We start from the raw sequence: 19,523 nt of genomic DNA, 5'->3' as shown, positions 1-19,523 counted from the left end.
ATTAATATAGAAAGCACATTCGGAATGTGCTTTTTGTATTCAAAAAAACAAACAATATCCTTTTTTATAAACAATAGATTGCCGATTTTTGTCGCTTCTTAAAATCAATAAAGATAAAATGGCGACAGAAGATAAAGAAATTATTTTATTAAAAGTTTCAGGACACGACAAACCGGGAGTTACAGCTGGTTTAACCACAGTATTAGCAGCTTATGATGCCGTGATTTTAGACATAGGTCAGGCTGATATTCACGATACATTATCTCTAGGGATTTTGTTCGAAATTGAAGCTGGTTCAACTTCCGGACCTGTTTTAAAAGATTTGCTGTTCAAAGCCTATGAATTGGAAGTAAAGGTTAAATTTATTCCTATTTCTGTCGAAGATTACGAAACCTGGGTAAAATCACAATCCAATCAGCGTTATATCATTAATATTTTAGGAGAAAAATTAACCGCCGTACAATTGGCAGCTGTGACTAAAATAATGACAGATCAAAACCTGAACATCAATTCTATCATTAGATTGACGGGAAGAACTTCTGTTGTTGAAAAAGAAGAGTATCCACGTTCCTGCATCCAGTTATCCGTTACCGGCGATATTGTAAACAAGATCGAAATGACTGCTAATTTTATGGCAATTTCCAGAACACTGGATGTTGATATTTCGTTTCAGGAAGATAATATTTACAGACGAAACAGACGTTTGGTTTGCTTCGACATGGATTCTACATTAATCCAGACCGAAGTAATCGATGAGCTGGCTGAACTAAACGGAGTAGGAGAGCAGGTAAGAGCGATTACCGAATCTGCTATGAACGGCGAAATTGATTTCAATGAAAGTTTCAAAAAACGTATGGCTTTGCTGGAAGGTTTGAGCGAAGACGTTTTGCAAAAAGTAGCTGAAAACCTGCCCATCACAAAAGGAGCACACCGTTTAATGAAAGCTTTAAAATACTATGGTTATAAAACTGCGATTCTATCAGGAGGATTTACCTATTTTGGAGAATACCTGCAAAAAGAGCTGGGAATCGATTATGTTCACGCCAATCAGTTAGAAATTAAAGATGGTAAACTAACCGGTAAATATATAGGCGATATCGTAGATGGTATCAAGAAAGCAGAATACCTGACTGCCATTGCCGAAAAAGAAGGAATCCACATCAACCAGACCATAGCAGTTGGGGACGGAGCAAACGATTTACCAATGATTAATTTAGCAGGCCTTGGAATTGCTTTCCATGCCAAACCAAAAGTAAAAGAAAGCGCCTCAAATTCGATTTCGAGTTTAGGTCTTGATGGTGTTTTATATTTACTAGGATATCACGACCGATATATTGATATGATGTAATTCATCCTGAATTTTCTCACGCCATTTCTGTCATTCCGAACAATGAGGAATCTCCGTAAGTAACTCGACAATCAAAATAAAAACAAACCTTAGTCATAAATTTGAGCTAAGGTTTTTTTATGGGCATTTCCTGTAAAAAAGCGCACTGGGCTATTCGTTTAATCTTTTAAGAAAGCTAACACATAGTTATTTATTTCTTCTCGCTGTTCTTCATTTGCGCGATTGTCCATGTTATTGTGAATTGTATTTGAAAGTTTTATAATTTTTATGGCAAACTTTTTTTGTTCTTCTATTGTTGGCAAAACACCCTCATCTGCTGGTTGATCACTGGAGCGCAAGGAATAAATTTTCGGTTTATTCGTTCTTGGTAATGCCATTCTTCTATTATCCAGAGTAATTATCTTACTAACAATATTTGGATGTTCCTGTGAAAATAAAGCAGTCATATCACCACCGTTAGAATGGCCAATCAGCGTTATGTGTTTGAAATCTAATTCAGGATTTGTTTTTTTTAATTCATTTATTACAAACAAAATATTTTTAGCACCACTTTCCCAAAATGGGCGTCTTACAACTTGAGGAATTCCGGAGGAAGGAATTAAGCTGTCTGTGGGTAATTCGTGTTGAATACTAACTACGAAATACCCTTTTGAAGCAAGAAAATGGGTTAGGTAAGAATATTTAAGATTTGAATGTGCCTTATTTTGATAATAGCCATGACTGAAAATGACAATTTGTTGATTATTGATTTTCGTATCTGTTTTTGGCAGGAAAAATGCAATTGGAATTTTCCTGTTTCTTTGAGAATCAAACATGTTTAAACTATCTAACCGAACTGCATAATTTTGGCCGTTGATTGATGGGGAACCTGTTAATGCTAAGAAAAATAATATCTGAAAATAAATTTTGTTCATTTTGTTTGTGTTAGGATTCATTTTGTCAATTCAAGAGTTTACATTCCCTTCAACTGCTCCAGATAATCCCTCTGATTCGAAAGCCTCGGAATCTTATGCTGTCCGCCCAATTTATCACGTTCCTTCAGCCAATCGTAAAATAAATTTTCCCTGGCGACATTAATTACCAAAGGATTTAACGTCATATTGTTGTAGCGTTTGGCTTCGTAATCAGAGTTTAAGGTCTGTAAAGTTTCATCTAAAACCTTTTGGAAAAGTCCAACATCTGCCGGTTTTTTCTTGAACTCAATCATCCATTCGTGGGCTCCTTTTTCTTTGTCCTGCATAAAAATTGGAGCAACTGTATAATCAATAACTTCGGTTTGGGTGATTTCGCAGGCTTTGGCAATCGCCTGATCGGTATTTTCAACCATTAATTCTTCACCAAAAACATTAATATGATGTTTGGTTCTTCCCGTAACCTTGATTCTGTATGGGTTTAGTGAAGTAAAACGAATCGTGTCACCAATTAAATAACGCCACAATCCTGAATTGGTCGTAATAACAATTGCGTAATTTTTATTCAGCTCAACATCGGCTAAACGAATTACTTTTTGGTTTGGTGTATCAAAAGTATCCATCGGGATAAATTCGTAGAAAATTCCGTAATCGAGCATCAATAATAAATCGCTGGAATTATTCAAGTCCTGAATTGCGAAAAACCCTTCAGAGGCATTGTAGATTTCGTAGTATTTAAAATCTTTGCTCGGCAATATATTTTTGTATTGTTCTTTATAGGGAGAGAAACTTACACCTCCGTGAAAATAAACCTCAAGGTTTGGCCAGAGTTCTAATAAATTTGATTTTCCTGTATGTTCTAAAACCCTGTTCATTAAAACTAACATCCACGAAGGAACACCGGCAAAACTGGTTACGTTTTCATTTTTGGTTTCGTTGATAATCGCTGCAATTTTGCTTTCCCATTCGGTCATCAAGGAGATTTTATTGCTTGGCGTACTGCTGAATTCGGCCCAAATAGGCATGTTTTCAATTAAAATCGCGGATAAATCACCAAAGTAGGTATTGTTGTTTTCGTAAATCTGGGAACTTCCGCCCAAGCGAAGACTTTTTCCGACAAACAATTCTGAATCTTCGTTATTATTCAAATACATACAAAGCAAATCTTTACTGCCTTTATAATGACAGTTTTCCAGAGCTTCATTGCTTACGGGGATAAATTTACTTTTGGCATTGGTTGTTCCGCTGGATTTGGCAAACCATTTTATAGGAGTCTCCCAAAAAACACCCTGCTCTCCCTGACGTGTACGTTCGATTAGGGGCTGTAATTCTTCATAACCTGAAACCGGAACTCTTTCTGCAAAAGTTTTATAAGAGTTGATTGATGCAAAATCATATTGCTTCCCAATAATTGTGTTTTCTGAAGCCGTCAATAAATTATGCAGCAGTTCTTCCTGAACTTCGTTTGGGTATTTTAAAAAGAGTTCTATTTGGTGTATCCTTTGTTTAAGCACCCAGGAAGCAAAAGAATTTATTATGGATAGAGCCATGAAGAAATTTAGATTTTAAATTCATAATTTTAGATTTCGGATTAATGCCTCTCGCAAAAGCCGGAGATTTAAAATTTGAATATCGATATACAAATACTAACTTTGTCGTTGTATCAAAAATAGTGTTTTTTTATAAAAAACAATTTATTTGCAACAAAGATTCCCTTTCTTGAATTTAATTTAAAAAAGGAAACAAAAATCCAAACACTACAATTTAAACACTACAATCTCAAATGCAATATCAAGGTGTACTTACAAAAATGCAAACTGAATTTGGAAATCCAATTCAATATTATCTGGTTTTTGAAGATAGTTTTCTACATATGAACCAATTATTGAATAGCGAAATAGAAATCAGTTTTGAAGGGTATCAATGTTTGAATTGCAGCAAAAAGAAAAAAATATTTCGTCAGGGATTTTGCTATGATTGTTTTTACTCTAGTCCTGCCGTTGGAGACTGGATTATGAGACCTGAACTGAGTACGGCACATTTAGGAATCGCTGATCGTGACCTGGAGTATGAACAAAAAGTACAATTGCAGCCTCATGTTGTTTATTTTGCTGTAGCTAGTGAAATAAAAGTGGGTGTAACACGTAAAACTCAGGTGCCAACCAGATGGATAGATCAGGGGGCAAGTCAGGCAATTTCAATAGTTGAGGTTCCTAACAGGTATCTGGCTGGTATTACTGAAGTCGCTTTAAAAAGTTTCTACACAGATAAAACTAATTGGAGAAAAATGCTTCAAAACCCAACTCAAACTTTCGATTTGATTGCCGAAAAAGTGAAAATAGAAAGTTTAATTCCGGCAGAAGCTCAGGAATATTTTTACAGTCAAAAGAATGATGTGTACGATTTACATTACCCTGTTTTAGATTATCCTGTAAAAGTAGCAAGCTTAAATTTGGACAAAACTCCATCGTTTCAAGGAAAGCTTGTTGGAATTAAAGGGCAATATTTAATTTTTGAAAACGGTACTGTTTTTAATGTCAGGGGATCTGAAGGATATTTAGTTACTATTTCAGTTTAACAGATGATTTAAAATATAAATTAAAACACAAAAGCTTTGGGATTTCTCAAAGCTTTTGTGTTTTAATTTATTGATATTTAAAATATTAACATGTGAAAAATGAAACATTTCATTACAATTTTATAATAATTACTTATTGAGAGATTTTAATTTTAAAAATATATACGAATTAGTTTTGTAACAGATTACAAGAAGAATTCATTTTTAAATTACAAATCAGCTTAATTAGTTATAAAATGGGAATTTTAAGTAAAGTAAATGTTGTCAGACGTAGCCTTATGCATAATCTGACTAAGAATATTGGAAGATCAAACACTGAACAAGGGATTACTTTGGTTAATAGAAACGATGTCAAGAGAGTGTTGATTTGCAGACCAAATGCCAGATTAGGGAATCTATTGTTGATTACTCCTTTTGTTCAGGAATTAGAAGAGACGTTTCCAAATTGTAAAATCGATTTGTTTGTAAAAGGTTCTTTATCACCTGTCATTTTTCAAAATTATGGTCAGATATCCAGAATAATAGAATTGCCTAAAAAGCCTTTTAGCAATTTATTAAAATATTTTAGTGTTTGGATTTCCTTAAAAAAGTACAAATACGACATTGCCATAAATGTAGATCACGGCTCTTCTTCTGGTCGATTGGCAACCAAGTTTTCTAATTCTAAATTTAAGTTTTTTGGCGATTTACCTTTTTCTGCCAATTTATATTCTGGCGATTATGCTCATATTGCCAAATATCCAATTTATCACTTTCGGGATTATTTGACCAAATTAGGATTTGAGAAAAAAGATAGTACTATTGCACCTTTAGATCTTAAACTGAATTCTCATGAAATTGCAGCTGGTAAGAAAACATTGGAAAATTTGGTAGAAAACATGAACAAAACAATTTGTATTTTTACTTATGCAACAGGAGCAAAATGTTTATCGGAATCCTGGTGGGAAGATTTTTATGCCAATTTAAAAGCTGAATATAAAAATTATAATATTATAGAGATTTTACCAATAGAAAATGTTTCTCAAATTGGTTTTAAAGCACCTACATTTTATAGTAAGCATATTCGGGAAATTGGCGCTGTTATAGCTAACGCCGATTTGTTTATAGGTGCCGACAGTGGAATCATGCATTTGTCCAGTGCGGTTCTAACGCCAACAGTGGGGCTGTTTTCTGTTTCAAAATTAAAGAAATATGAACCATACGATAATAATAGTATTGGAGTTGATATAAATAATTTTTCGAAACAAGATTATTTTAGAGTTTTTGATACAATTTTAAATAACGGAAAATCAGCCATCTATTATAAAGCGATTTAAAAAGAAAGGTCAATCTAAACAGATTGACCTTTCTTTTTGTGTTATTTTTTCTTCTTAAACAAGCCATTCAGTAAGTCACTTGCTTTAGTTTTAACTTCTTCATTAGTTTTCGCCTTATCAGTAGCCGTCTTTGTTGTATCTTTTGATTTGCTGTTTTTGTTCAGTAAATCCGTAAGGGCTGTAGCGCCTTGTTTGGTTAGCTTTTCTTTTTGTTGCTTAACTACCTGAGAGGTAAGATTATTTATGGCCGTTTTGGTATCTATGGCAACCTTAGGTTTTGAGAAGTTTCCGGTTATCATACCTGAAATTGGAATGTTTTCTAATTTAGCAGCATCTGCAGGAGATAACTTAGAGAGAAAAGCATTTGCTTCAGTGCCTAAATACTTTGCCGGTACATCCATTTTTATATTGTAACTCATCGTCTGATCAAACCCATGAGCTCCGCCAACGTTAATTTTAATGTCCTGGTATTTTATGTCAAATGGTTTGATATTTACTTTCCCGTCATCAAAAGTCAATGCCATTTTTAAATCATTTAAGTTTAGTTTATTTACGTCAATAAATTTAACATTAGAACTCAAACTGTTCAACAAAGTCGAATTTTTTGCATTTACCGTAGTCGAAAGTAATTGCCCCAGTAAATCCCCGGAAAGTGATTTTAAATCAGGAGTTAATTCTTTGGCATCCAGATTTCCGTTTAATTTAATAGTCGAATTTAATTTTCCGTTGATTATTCCTGCGATGGGTGCAATTTTTTTCATCATATCCAATTGCGTAAAAGTCTGGGCAATATCAACCTGGTTAAAACCTAAATTCATATCAAAAGTAGGAACTTTTGCTTTTGTAGAAACCGTACCTGTCAATCCGATTGATCCCCCAAAAATTGATGTTTTAAAGTTTTCTAAAGTGGCTTTTTCATCCTTGATGATTAGTTTTCCTGAAACCGCAGTCAATTTTAAATTATCATACAAAACGGTATTTGCTTTTGCGTTTAAAGTACAATTTAAAAATGCTGGAATCTTCATTGCATCTGCAGGCTTTCCAGCCGTTTTTGTTTCAGCTTTAGCTTCACCATTTGTGGTTGTAGTTTTTGCAGGCTCTCCTGAAGTCATAAAATCGTCAACAGCCAACTGGTTTGAACTCATATTGAAGTTTCCTTTCAGCTCTTGTTTTTTGAACATAAAACCGTAGAAATTTTCTAAAATTCCATTAATGGCAATATCACTTTTTCCGGTGGTAGCATTAAACTGCTTTAGGTTAATTCTGCTCGGATTAAACTCAACCAAAGCCGTGCTGATGTTCATTGATTTATTGTTCTCATCAGTATATTTGAATCCTGACAAACTTATCGTTCCTGCATTTTTAATGTTTTGATACTGGCTGTTCTCTACAGATGCCATATCAAAATTAGTCGTAACATCAGCTTTTAAGATTCCTGCCAGTGGCTTATCTAATTTAACAGGATAGGCCTTTGAAAGATTCGCCAAATTGATAGTTCCTTTTAAAGCGGCATCAACAATAGGATTTACCGTTATATTTTTAATATTTGCTTTGGCACTAAAAACATCCTGATCTATTTTGAAAGAAAGTTTGTCAAGATTAACGTAGGTATCATTCAAAATACCGGTTTCATTGATGATTTTAGTATCAATTACAATACTCTGAACCGATTTTGGTAAGTTTGGATATTGAAAAGAAGCATTGTTTGATGCGATTGCAATATTGAATTTAGGAACTGTTGTTTCTGTTAATTCTCCTTTTGCAAAACCAACAATAGTAAAATCTCCGGTTGTTTTTACGCCATCTAAACTTGATGCATAGGCTGAAGGAATTAATCCTAAGAAATTAGTAAAAGATGAGGTAGGAGTTTTGAATTTCAAGTCATAAATCTGTCCAGCTTCTACCATCTGAATAAATCCGTCAAATTCTAAAGGCAATTGATTGATCAGGGCTTTATTCTCTTTAAAAGTATACTTGCTTTTGGCTAAATCAATTCCTAAAACAGCATCTAAAGTCAGTTTTACATCTTTAAGATAATTCATTTTATCCATGTCCAAAGAAACTTTAGCAGTGGATTTTGTAGTCAGGTCAAGATTCGAATTGGTGAAATCACCGGTCCCTTCGTGATTTAAACTATCAATTACCATTTTTATTTTTGAACCCTGATCGATATATCTGAAAGTGAAATTTTCAATTTTATAATTCTGAATTTTTAAAGAAAGTGGATCACTTTTTTTATCATCTTTCTGGGTTTCTTTTTTATCTTTTAAAGCAATATCAAAGTTTCCGATTCCGTCTTTGTTGAAAATAATATTAATCAGACCATTTTGAGAACTGATTCCCTCGATGCTCATCGGTTCTTCTTTTCCTTTAAAAAGTTCCTTGATACTCATCTTTAAATCTAATTCACCTAAGGAAACTAAAGTATCTCCTTCAAATGGAGCTTTGTTGATGATCACTAATTTCTCAATCGAAACATTTGCATTTGGGAAATTTTTAAATAAACTTAAATCAGCATCTGCAAAACTTACTTTTGCATCTACACTTTCGTTGATGGCTTCAGCAATTTTAGCTTTAATCTGATCTTTAAAAAAGTAGGGAATCGCAAATAAAGCCGCAATAAAAACTACGAGTATAATTCCGGTGATTTTTAGAATTTTCTTAAGCATATAAATAGAATTTGAGGTTTAATTATATAATTGACTTAGAGCTTGTTTAAAATTTATTTTTGAGATTTATTTTTGAATGATTTTTGAGCGAAATAAGGCAAATTTTTATAGAATAGCAGCGCTATTGTATGAAAATTTAACGAAGTTGTAGCCGAAAATCATCATAAAAAAGCCAATAAATAAATTTTAAACAGGCTCTTAGTGCAAAAATAGTTTTTTTGATTGAGTTTAAAGATAAACTTTTCTCAAACATATTCAGAAACATACTTGATTTTTAGGGATAAAAAAATATCCGTCTGAATATAGATTCAAACGGATACTTTATGGTTTTATGATTTTGATTACTTTTTGATAAAAGAAATAATCTTATTGGTCATGACTTCTGAAACAGGTAAGCTTTCATTGTTATAGCTTTCCATGTTTGCCTGAGTATCGCCTTCGATATTTTTCAGAACATGGTTCATTTTCTCGACAATCAAAAGTTCGGCATTTTTGCTGGCCTGGGATAAAAGTTCGGCATCTTTGACGGTTACTTGTAAATCCTTATTTCCCTGAATAATCAAAATAGGGACATTTAATTTTTTAATTTCTGTTTGTGGATTGTATTTAAACCATGAAATTAAATAAGGCTGAATGCTGGCTCTGAAGAGAGAATTCAGCATCGGGTCAACTTTTTTTACTGTATTACCGCTTTTCAGCGAATCAATAATTGGAAACGTCAAATCGTTGAGTTGTTTGTTTGATTTGGATCCGATTTGTGTTTTTATTAATATATCAGCAGATTCTCCGGGACCTGCAATCGAAATGAATTTGTTTGCTTTTGCTCCGGCTATCATTCCTATTAATGAACCTTCACTATGTCCAATGATAATTACCTCAGAAAAACGTTTGTCTTGTTTTAGTAAATTAATCCAGCTTTTAGCATCTTCGGTATAATTTTCAAATACCAGTGTCTGTTCTGAAATTGCCGAAGCTTTGCTTTCTCCAATCCCTCTTTTATCATAGCGTAATGATGCAATTCCGTTTTTTGCAAGACTTTCGGCAAGCATTTTTAATGAATTGTTTTTCATCATCGGATTGTTCCCATTTCTGTCTGTTGGCCCTGAACCTGAAATTAGTAATGCTACGGGATATTTTTTTGTTAGGTCAGGAGTCGTTAATGTTCCAAAAAGCTGATCTGTATTTATTTTTAATACAATTGGAGATTCCTTAAAAGTGATTTCTTTTTTGTCCTGAGCATTAACAAAACTTAGTATAAAAACGGTTAGAAGAAGAATTATTTTATTCATATTCTGAAATTATTTGATGTTGATGGTGTAGGGCATTATGGCCTGAGCTCCTTTAAGTTTTTGAAGTCTTTTGATGTGTTCGATAAGCAAATAATTTTCTTCACCAATTTCTTCTTTTATGAAAGTTTCTTTTGACTGAGCGAATGGAAGACCTGATAAAAGGTCATTGAAATCTTTCTCGTATTCAGGATAATTCTCTGTACTGTATGATTTTACTTTTGCTATTTTGGCTGCTTCAGCAATAGCATCATTCAGCCCTCCAATTTGGTCTACTAAACCAATTTTTAGAGCTTCAGTCCCAGACCAGACTCTTCCCTGTGCAATGGCATCTACTTGTGCAAAAGTCATTTTTCGGCCTTCGGCAACGTGTGTTACAAAAGTGTTGTAAATGTGCTCAACACTTTCCAGTGTAAAAGCTTTGAATTTTTCGTCAACCGGTACAAACGGACTATAATTTGCTGAGTTTTCATGTGTTTTTACCTGTTCGGTATTAATTCCTAATTTGTTTGCCAAAGGGCTAAAATTTGGTAAAACACCAAAAACACCAATAGAACCCGTGATTGTATTTTTTTCGGCAAAAATTTTATTGGCATTGCAAGCGATATAATAACCTCCGGATGCAGCATAATTACCCATTGAGACCACAACAGGTTTTACTTTTTTGGTAATCTCAATTTCTCTCCAGATCAAATCAGAAGTAAGTGCGCTTCCTCCAGGACTGTCTACTCTTAGCACAATAGCTTTTACATCCTCATTTTTTCTGGCTTCCTGAAGTGAACGTCTCATGGAACCTTCACCAATTTGATTAACATCACCTTCACCGCTGCCAATTTCGCCCTGAGCGTAAATAATTGCAATTTGATCGGTTGCAGTATTAGTTAAAGCTGTGGTTACGTTATTTTGAGTGTAATCTAAAATCGAGATTTTATTATAATCATCATCACCGGTCACTTTTAAAGCTTTTTTTATGGCATTGTGATAGACATCTTCATAAGCTATAATGTCAACCAGATGTGCATTTTTTGCCATTTCGGGTGTTCTGGCTAACAAGCCGTCTGCAATTTCGTTTAATTTGGTAATCGGAATATTTCGGCTTTTTGAAATATCGGCTACTACAGTTGACCATATAGAATTTAAAAGAGCAGTAATTTGTTCTCTGTTAGCATCGCTCATTTTGTTTTCAAGGAAAGGTTCAACGGCACTTTTGTATTTTCCGTGACGAATCACTTCCATATGGATACCTGATTTTTCCTGAAAATCTTTAAAAAACATTACTTCAGAAGAAAGTCCTTTAAAATCAAGATCTCCGGCAGGATTCAAATAGATAGTATTTGCTACCGAGTTCAAATAATATTCTTTTTGAGAATAAGTATTGGCGTAAGCCCAAACAAATTTTCCTGATTTCTTGAAGCTTTCCAACGCATTTCTCAAATCTTTATATTGCGCCAGTCCTAAAGAAGATTCATCATTTAATATAGAGATTCCTTTAATTTTGTCGTCTGTTTTTGCCGCTTCAATAGCATTAATTACATCAGTTAAACCAATTTTTCCATCTTTGGAGAATTGCGTTACCCATGGATCTTTAAATTTTCCGGCATAGTCATTATTGATTTCTTTTAAATCTAATTCAATAACTGAATCGGCTTTGACTGTAACAGTGTCCTCGCTTCCAAAAATAGTTCCTATTAGGATTATTCCAAAAAAGAATAACATAATAAAAACAAAAATACCAACAACTGTGGCAATTACATTTCCTAGAAATTTCATAAAATACTTTTTTTAAATAAGTAGTAAAAGGGGCTGCTTTGTTACAACTTTTATGGATAAATTTTCAATTGAACAAACATGGCACTACACAAATATATTGTTAATTCTAAAATAGTTTTAGTTAATTTGCATTAATTATGAAATCACAGCATCAGGTCATTTTATCAATAGGCAGCAATCAGGGCAATCGGCTAGAAAATATCGAAAGCTGTATTGATTTAATACATCAGGAAGTGGGAACCGTAATCCGGGTTTCAAAATTGTACGAAACGCCTGCCTGGGGATTCGAAAGTGATGCTTTTTATAATTGTGCTTTGCTTTTGCACAGTTCTTCCTCTGCACAAAAAATACTCAGTCAGGTTTTAAAAGTAGAAAAACAATTAGGGCGTATCCGTTCTGATCAGCAAGGCTACCAATCCCGAATTATCGATATTGATTTGATTGTTTTTGATGATGAAATTATCGAATCGGATAAGCTTCGGGTTCCGCATCCATTAATGCAAAACCGAAATTTTGTTTTGCTGCCCATGCAGGATTTAAAATTAAACTGGAAACACCCGGTTCTTCATAAAACTGTTTCTGAATTAATTGCAATAACACCGGATGATAGTATTTGTACTGTGGTTCAGGACTTAAAAAATCCATTGGATGAAATTCCGCTTGAGCGGTTTAATTATATTGCTTTTGAAGGAAATATTGGTGCAGGAAAAACTACTTTGGTACAGAAAATTGCTGAAGATTTTAATGCAAAAACCGTTTTGGAACGTTTTGCAGATAATCCTTTTTTACCAAAATTTTATAAGGATCAAAACCGGTATGCTTTTCCGTTAGAAATGTCTTTTCTTGCTGATCGTTATCAGCAATTATCGGATGATTTGGCACAATTTGATTTGTTTAAAGATTTTGTGATTGCCGATTATCATATTTTTAAATCCCTGATTTTTGCAAAAATTACGCTTGCCGAAGATGAATACCGTTTGTATCGAAACTTGTTTGATATCATTTATAAAGAAATGCCAAAGCCGGATCTGTATGTTTATTTATATCAAAACACAACCAGACTGCTTCAGAACATAAAAAAGCGCGGCCGAAGTTATGAGCAAAATATCTCGGCTGAATATTTAGATAAAATCAATAACGGGTACTTAGAGTATATTAAATCTCAAACAGATCTGAACGTTTTGATCATTGATGTTTCAGATCGCGATTTTGTCAGGAAACATGAAGATTATCTTTTTATATTGAATCAAATTCAAAAGGTAATTAGATAATGTTTCAATCTGATAATGAGAAAACTTTTAAAGGCTTTACTTTCTAACAAGTGTGAATTTTATCTTTTTTGCCTGAATAATTATCTCATTTTCTAATTGAAAAATTTTCTAATTAAAATTATCTCTTCAAAGAAAAATGGCCTTTAAAAAGAGGGGTTGTATCGTCAATTTTTAATACATACCAATAATCCGAAGAAGGAAGAGGAGCTTTGTTGAAAGTGCCGTCCCAACTCAATTTTGATCCGCTTAATTGTGCTAATAATTTTCCGTACTGATCAAAAATAGTGACTTGTGCCTGAGAATAATTCTCCATTCCGGTTACTTCCCAGAAATCATTTTGAAAATCGTTATTAGGAGTGAAAAATGCCGGAATAATCAATACAATAAAATGCTGAGTTGTTTCATTAATGCTGCACAAATTATCTTTTGCTTTTACATAGGCGGTTTGCAAACCACCGGCCACATCATAAAAAGTATTTGAAGTTTGATAATTTATCCCATCAACAGAGTATTCAAAATAATCTGATGCATTATTTAGATTGATAGTAATAGTTGTTTTGTTAACATTAATATTTTTAATGATTGGCTTTTTATATTCAATAACAGTTATAGTTTTTTTACTGGTACAGTTTTCAGGATTCGGACTGGTTACTTCTACGCTATAACTTCCTGGAGTTGAAACAGAAATAGTTTGTGTCGTTTCTCCTGTTGACCATTTATAAAACATTCCACTCAATTTAGAATCTAACATAACAGTTTGGTTTTCGCATAAAATAATTTCTTCGTCACTAACAACAGGAGGAGTATATACTATTATATTTACAGGAGTACGATTTGAAGTACACCCACTATCTGAAGCTTCAGTATAATAAGTTGTATTTGCTGAAATACCAGGTGTAGTAAAATTATTTCCTGTATAAACACTCGTTCCGCCTGTTGAAGTTGTAAACCAATTAATAACTCCCATATTTGAAGCTGCTTGTAATGTTACAGTTCCTGCTCCGCACCTGTAAACGGGGGAATATACAGTTGGAGTATCCGGAGTTTTATTAACAGTAGCAACTACTGCTTTTCGATTTATTTCGCAGCCAGCATCAGCATAATAAGTTGTTGTAGTGTTTATTGTTGGAGTCGTATATGTATTTCCGGTACCCAATAAATTGCCTCCTACAGCTGCATCATACCAGTTAATCGTTCCGGCATTCGAGATCGCTTTTAAAACAAAGATTCCTGAGTCGCAAATTGGTTTTGGAGAAGTTATTATAGCTTCGGGAATTGTAATTTGGGTGCTGGCAGCAATTTCTAAAGGTAATTCTCCGGGCATTCCTCCATACTCAACAATATATCCTTTTGGCTGATAATCATCTCCTGGAAATAGTGATCCTGTATCGGATAAATCATTCCAAGAACCCGGAATTCCAATCCCTGTAGCTGTGATATGTGCATAATCTTCATCTCCCAACTGGTTTGGTTCGTTGTTGTTCCAAAAAGCAAAGTTAGGAGTGGTGCCGTTAGAAAGACCATTCCAAAAAATTGTTCCATTTCCATTATTTGCGAGTCCTTCGGGGCCTGTGACCCATTTCCAGATGTTTTCTGTTTCAGCATCACTTCCGCCAATCCAGCCGGCTCCTGAGGCTTGTTCACCTGATAATTTTGCTTCATCTCTTGCTGAAATAGTGGCCAGATAGCCCTTCAGACCATAATAGGTACTGTTTTCTGCGGCTGCTTTTGCCTGTGTCCAGGTAATGCCAACGTTAGAGATAAATTGATAAAAATGTCCGGTTGATGGTAAATAATTTGCCTGACCAATAGTGATAGAAAAAGTTTTGGTTCCGGAGGCAGTAGCAGAAGAGTTTGAAAAAACAACATCTCTAATCGCAGACTCAAAATTGGAGTATGAAACATCGATTCCTGTTGGACTTGATAATTTTAATTTTCCGGCAGTAACATCCCAACTTGTTGTAATTGAAGGGTGCAATGCAGGGTTAGAAAGTTCAAGTTTATCAAAACCATTAGAATATCCTGAAGAAATCTGAATATAAACTGCTTGAGTTCCTGTTTCTGCAGGATCATGGCTAATAGTGATTCCGGTTACAATATTGATAGTGTTTTGAGGGCAATATAGTTGGTTTCCATGAGCTTTAATTACAGGAGGATCAATTGTAAAAACTGTTTTGGAATGACTTTTTTTATTTGATTTCAAAGTGTCATTTTTAAAAGTAATTAAGTTCCTATCAACAGTTTTTTTCTCAGTTGCGTAAGTCTGAACAAAACTTAAAATATATAATAAAATTGATATTTTTAAGAAATTGATATTTTTCATCCTATAAAAATATCGATTTTATAATAATAAAAAAAAGATATTTTTATTTTAATGTTAAATATGTGAGTATTCTTTAAGAATTATGATTTTGAATGGTTTTCTGACCAGTTTAACTTGGAAAACAAATCCCAAACTACTATCCCTGCACTAACGGCGATATTCAAAGAATGTTTAGTGCCCAATTGCGGAATTTCAATACAGCCATCACAAATAGCTACTGCTTCCTGAGCAACGCCATATACTTCATTTCCAAAAACCAATGCATATTTTTGATTTTTTTCAACTTTAAAATCCTGAAGAAAAATAGCGCTCTCTACTTGTTCAATAGCGAGGGTTAATACGTTTTCTTTTTTAAGGTTTTCAATAACTTCCAAAACATTTTCCTGATGTTCCCAGGAAACGGTTTCAGTAGCGCCAAGAGCTGTTTTATGAATTTCTTTATTAGGAGGCGTAGCTGTGATGCCGCACAAGATAATTTTTTCTACCAAAAAAGCATCGGCAGTTCTAAATACAGATCCTATATTGTGTAGGCTGCGAATATCGTCTAATACTAAAATTAAAGGAGTTTTATCTGATTTTTTAAAATCATCAATCGATTTTCGGTCCAGTTCACTATTTTCAAGTTTTCTCATTCGGGTTGAATTATGGTCATAAAAAAAGCTTCCAAAGATAAGGAAGCTTTTTCGATTATTTTATTGTTTTCAGATTAGCTTTTTGCCGGATCCGGTAAAACAGTACCTTTAATAGTTAATGTTTTTGTAGGTTGTCCTTCAGCATTAGAAGTAACAGTTACCGTTTTTGTAAATGCACCAATTCTGTCAGTAGCATATTTTACACCAATAACACCTTTAGCTCCCGGAGCAATTGGTTCTTTAGGTGTTGTTGGTACAGTACAACCACAAGATCCCTGAGTGTTAGTAATAATTAATGGCTTTGTTCCGTTGTTTACAAAAACAAACTGACGATTACCATCAGCATTGTGAGCGATAGTTCCGTAATCAATTGTTTCGTTTTCAAAAACCATTCCGGCTCCCTGAACTTTAGCAACTTTAGCTGTAGCAGCTTTTTTAGTACTTTGAGCATTAGAAGCTGTAATTCCAACTACAGCCAACATAGCGAATAAAATTATTTTTTTCATCTTTTAAGAGTCTTTGTTTTAATGATGAACAAATCTATGTAAAATTCTTAAATGTCAACTTAAAAATTCCTTAAAATATTTTAATTTTTGATGGCCTTCGATATGCCGCTAAAATATTATAAATTCGCTGTCGTAATTTTCATTTTTAAAACACAATAATTTGGCAGCGAAAGAGAAAGTGGTGAAAGAAACACCTTTGATGAAACAGTACAACGAAATCAAGAGGAAATATCCTGATGCATGTTTGCTTTTCAGAGTAGGGGATTTTTACGAAACCTTTGGAGAAGACGCCATCAGGGCATCTAAAATTCTCGGGATAACATTAACCAAAAGAGGTGCTGGTTCTGAAACCGAAACAGCTTTGGCGGGTTTTCCGCATCATTCTATTAATACGTATTTGCCAAAATTGGTTAAAGCCGGACTTCGTGTTGCAATTTGTGACCAGCTTGAAGACCCAAAAATGACCAAAACAATTGTTAAGCGTGGGGTTACAGAGCTTGTTACTCCAGGGGTTTCTTTAAATGATGAAGTTTTACAATCCAAAACCAATAACTTTTTGGCATCGGTTTATTTTGCCAATAAAAATATCGGGATCTCCTTTTTGGATGTTTCTACAGGAGAGTTTTTAACAGCTCAGGGAAATGCAGAATATATTGATAAGTTATTGCAGAATTTTAACCCGAGCGAAGTTCTGGTTCCTAAAAATAACAAAGGCGATTTTAAAAGCGCTTTTGGAGATGACTTTCATAGTTTTTATCTGGAAGACTGGATTTATAAGGAAGATTATGCTTTAGAAACTCTGACAAAGCATTTTCAGACTGTTTCTTTAAAAGGTTTTGGAGTTGAAGAGCTAAAAGAAGGAATTATTGCTTCTGGAGCGATTTTGTATTACCTGTCAGAGACTCAGCACAATCGTGTACAGCATATTACGGCAATTCAGCGTATTGCTGAGGATGCTTACGTCTGGATGGATCGTTTTACAATCAGAAACTTAGAATTATATCACAGCTATAACCCAAATGCTGTAACGCTTTTGGATGTAATTGACAGAACGCTTTCGCCAATGGGTGGGCGTTTGTTGAAGCGTTGGCTGGCTTTACCTTTAAAAGATGCTAATAAAATAAAAGGACGTCATGATGTGGTTTCGTATTTGAAATCAAATCCTGAAGTTTTGCATAATATTCAATATCAAATTAAGCAAATTTCAGACTTAGAACGTTTGATTTCTAAAATCGCAGCCGGAAAAGTTTCACCTCGTGAAATTGTTTATTTGAAAGAATCTCTGGATGCTATTATTCCAATTAAAACTTTGGCATTGCAAAGTCCACAAGAAGCGGTTAAAATTATTGGGGATAGTTTACATGCCTGCGATTTGCTAAGAGAGAAGATTAAAGTTACCTTGAATCAGGACGCTCCCGTTGCGATTGCAAAAGGTAATGCGATTGCAAAAGGAATCAGCGAAGAATTAGATGAACTTCGTGCTATTTCAACTTCAGGAAAAGAGTTTTTGGAGGGAATTGAAAGAAGGGAATCAGAAAGAACCGGAATTTCTTCTTTGAAAATTTCTTTCAATAATGTTTTTGGTTATTATATCGAAGTTCGAAATACACACAAAGATAAAGTACCGGAAGAGTGGATTCGTAAACAAACGCTGGTAAATGCAGAACGCTACATTACTGAAGAATTAAAAGAATACGAAACCAAAATTTTAGGGGCTGAAGAAAAAATTCATAAAATTGAATCCGATCTTTTTGAACAATTAGTAGCCTGGATTGCAACTTATATCAAGCCGGTTCAGATGAATGCAAGTTTGGTGGCTCAATTGGATTGTTTGTGTTCCTTTACCCAGTTGGCGGTCGAAAATCAATATGTATGCCCAGAAATTGATGAAACCTTCGAATTGGATATTAAAAACGGAAGGCATCCTGTTATTGAGAAGCAATTGCCTGTTGGGACTCCTTATATCGCAAATGATGTTTATTTAGACAGGGATGTGCAGCAAATCATCATGATTACCGGTCCTAACATGTCGGGTAAGTCGGCAATTTTGAGACAAACTGCCTTAATTGTGCTTCTGGCTCAAATGGGGAGTTTTGTACCGGCAGACAGCGTGAGGATGGGTATTGTAGATAAAATCTTTACCCGAGTAGGAGCTTCGGATAATATTTCGATGGGCGAATCGACTTTCATGGTTGAAATGAACGAAACTGCTTCAATCCTAAACAATATTTCAGACAGAAGTCTGGTTTTGTTAGATGAAATCGGGCGTGGGACGAGTACATATGACGGAATTTCGATTGCATGGGCTATTGCTGAATTTTTGCATGAACATCCGGGCAGGGCAAAAACATTGTTTGCTACCCATTATCATGAATTAAATGAAATGACAGAATCGTTGCCAAGAATCCAAAATTATAATGTGGCGGTAAAAGAATTAAAAGATACCGTTCTTTTTATCCGTAAACTCGTAAAAGGAGGAAGTGCCCATAGCTTTGGTATTCATGTAGCGAAAATGGCCGGAATGCCACAGCTGGTTATTTCAAAGGCTCAAAAACTGCTTAAGAAACTGGAGAAAAATCATTCCAGTGATGCATTAAACGGAATCAAATCTGCAAATGATGAAATGCAGATGAGTTTCTTTAATCTGGATGATCCTTTGCTGGAAGAGATAAAAGAAGAGATTATGAGTCTTGATATAAATGCAATTACCCCGGTTGAAGCATTAATGAAGCTGAATGAAATTAAGCGAATGCTGATTAAGAAATAAATTTTATATTTAAAGTTTAGGTTATCAGAAAGTTATAAAATAAGTTTAATTTTTTTTCAAAAAAGGCTTGTTTAATTGAATAAATGTCCTAAATTTGCACTCGCAATACAGAATAAGTATTGCGAGTTCTTAATAAAATTTGAAAC

At 34.1% G+C, this 19,523-nt stretch carries 13 protein-coding genes; 5 read left to right on the top strand and 8 right to left on the bottom strand.

Annotated features, from left to right (window positions below; genetic code table 11):
* Positions 1-118 precede the first annotated feature (118 nt).
* Positions 119-1,348: a phosphoserine phosphatase SerB gene (gene serB, locus FLACHUCJ7_RS06520; protein WP_031454487.1), complete on the top strand. Its 1,230-nt coding sequence runs from the start codon at positions 119-121 to the stop codon at positions 1,346-1,348.
* Positions 1,349-1,506: 158 nt separating this feature from the next.
* On the opposite strand, the gene FLACHUCJ7_RS06515 is transcribed toward serB, so the two are convergent.
* Together FLACHUCJ7_RS06515 and FLACHUCJ7_RS06510 are read right to left on the bottom strand one after the other, a co-directional pair.
* Complete coding sequence (locus FLACHUCJ7_RS06515; protein ID WP_180908348.1) at positions 1,507-2,262, bottom strand: alpha/beta hydrolase family protein; 756 nt, start codon at positions 2,260-2,262, stop codon at positions 1,507-1,509.
* 38 nt (positions 2,263-2,300) lie between these two features.
* On the bottom strand, positions 2,301-3,809 hold the full coding sequence (locus FLACHUCJ7_RS06510) for a GH3 auxin-responsive promoter family protein (protein ID WP_078227312.1): 1,509 nt from the start codon (positions 3,807-3,809) through the stop codon (positions 2,301-2,303).
* Between the two features lie 233 nt (positions 3,810-4,042).
* Here FLACHUCJ7_RS06510 and FLACHUCJ7_RS06505 point away from each other — a divergent pair, with 233 nt between their 5' ends.
* Together FLACHUCJ7_RS06505 and FLACHUCJ7_RS06500 are read left to right on the top strand one after the other, a co-directional pair.
* Positions 4,043-4,837 (top strand): DUF2797 domain-containing protein, encoded by a 795-nt coding sequence (locus FLACHUCJ7_RS06505; protein WP_180908347.1) that lies wholly within the window; start codon positions 4,043-4,045, stop codon positions 4,835-4,837.
* 236 nt (positions 4,838-5,073) lie between these two features.
* On the top strand, positions 5,074-6,153 hold the full coding sequence (locus tag FLACHUCJ7_RS06500) for a glycosyltransferase family 9 protein (protein ID WP_180908346.1): 1,080 nt from the start codon (positions 5,074-5,076) through the stop codon (positions 6,151-6,153).
* Positions 6,154-6,194: 41 nt separating this feature from the next.
* On the opposite strand, the gene FLACHUCJ7_RS06495 is transcribed toward FLACHUCJ7_RS06500, so the two are convergent.
* The 3 genes from FLACHUCJ7_RS06495 to sppA all read right to left on the bottom strand — a co-directional run bounded on the left by FLACHUCJ7_RS06495 (position 6,195) and on the right by sppA (position 11,878).
* Positions 6,195-8,822, bottom strand: a complete 2,628-nt coding sequence (locus FLACHUCJ7_RS06495; protein WP_180908345.1) for an AsmA-like C-terminal region-containing protein — start codon at positions 8,820-8,822, stop codon at positions 6,195-6,197.
* Positions 8,823-9,163: 341 nt separating this feature from the next.
* Positions 9,164-10,111: an alpha/beta hydrolase family protein gene (locus FLACHUCJ7_RS06490; RefSeq protein WP_180908344.1), complete on the bottom strand. Its 948-nt coding sequence runs from the start codon at positions 10,109-10,111 to the stop codon at positions 9,164-9,166.
* A gap of 9 nt (positions 10,112-10,120) precedes the next feature.
* Positions 10,121-11,878, bottom strand: coding sequence for a signal peptide peptidase SppA (gene sppA, locus FLACHUCJ7_RS06485; protein ID WP_180908343.1), 1,758 nt, complete (start codon positions 11,876-11,878; stop codon positions 10,121-10,123).
* 137 nt (positions 11,879-12,015) lie between these two features.
* On the opposite strand from sppA, the gene folK reads away from it, so the two are divergent.
* Entirely contained in the window at positions 12,016-13,149 is a 1,134-nt protein-coding gene (folK, locus tag FLACHUCJ7_RS06480) for a 2-amino-4-hydroxy-6-hydroxymethyldihydropteridine diphosphokinase (protein WP_180908342.1), read from the top strand.
* A gap of 118 nt (positions 13,150-13,267) precedes the next feature.
* Here the strand turns inward: folK and FLACHUCJ7_RS06475 are convergent, their stop codons facing one another.
* From FLACHUCJ7_RS06475 to FLACHUCJ7_RS06465, 3 genes are all read right to left on the bottom strand, one after another.
* On the bottom strand, positions 13,268-15,352 hold the full coding sequence (locus FLACHUCJ7_RS06475) for an Ig-like domain-containing protein (protein WP_230408800.1): 2,085 nt from the start codon (positions 15,350-15,352) through the stop codon (positions 13,268-13,270).
* 200 nt (positions 15,353-15,552) lie between these two features.
* Complete coding sequence (locus FLACHUCJ7_RS06470; protein ID WP_180908340.1) at positions 15,553-16,104, bottom strand: RNA methyltransferase; 552 nt, start codon at positions 16,102-16,104, stop codon at positions 15,553-15,555.
* A 74-nt stretch (positions 16,105-16,178) separates the two neighbouring features.
* Positions 16,179-16,610 (bottom strand): DUF1573 domain-containing protein, encoded by a 432-nt coding sequence (locus tag FLACHUCJ7_RS06465; RefSeq protein WP_031454498.1) that lies wholly within the window; start codon positions 16,608-16,610, stop codon positions 16,179-16,181.
* 160 nt (positions 16,611-16,770) lie between these two features.
* Between FLACHUCJ7_RS06465 and mutS the strand changes: the two genes are divergently transcribed.
* Complete coding sequence (gene mutS / locus FLACHUCJ7_RS06460; protein ID WP_180908339.1) at positions 16,771-19,377, top strand: DNA mismatch repair protein MutS; 2,607 nt, start codon at positions 16,771-16,773, stop codon at positions 19,375-19,377.
* Positions 19,378-19,523: the final 146 nt, after the last annotated feature.

The organism is Flavobacterium salmonis (assembly GCF_903819435.1).
GTDB classification, from domain to species: Bacteria; Bacteroidota; Bacteroidia; order Flavobacteriales; family Flavobacteriaceae; genus Flavobacterium; species Flavobacterium chungangense.
This window is presented reverse-complemented; position numbering and strand designations above follow the sequence as displayed.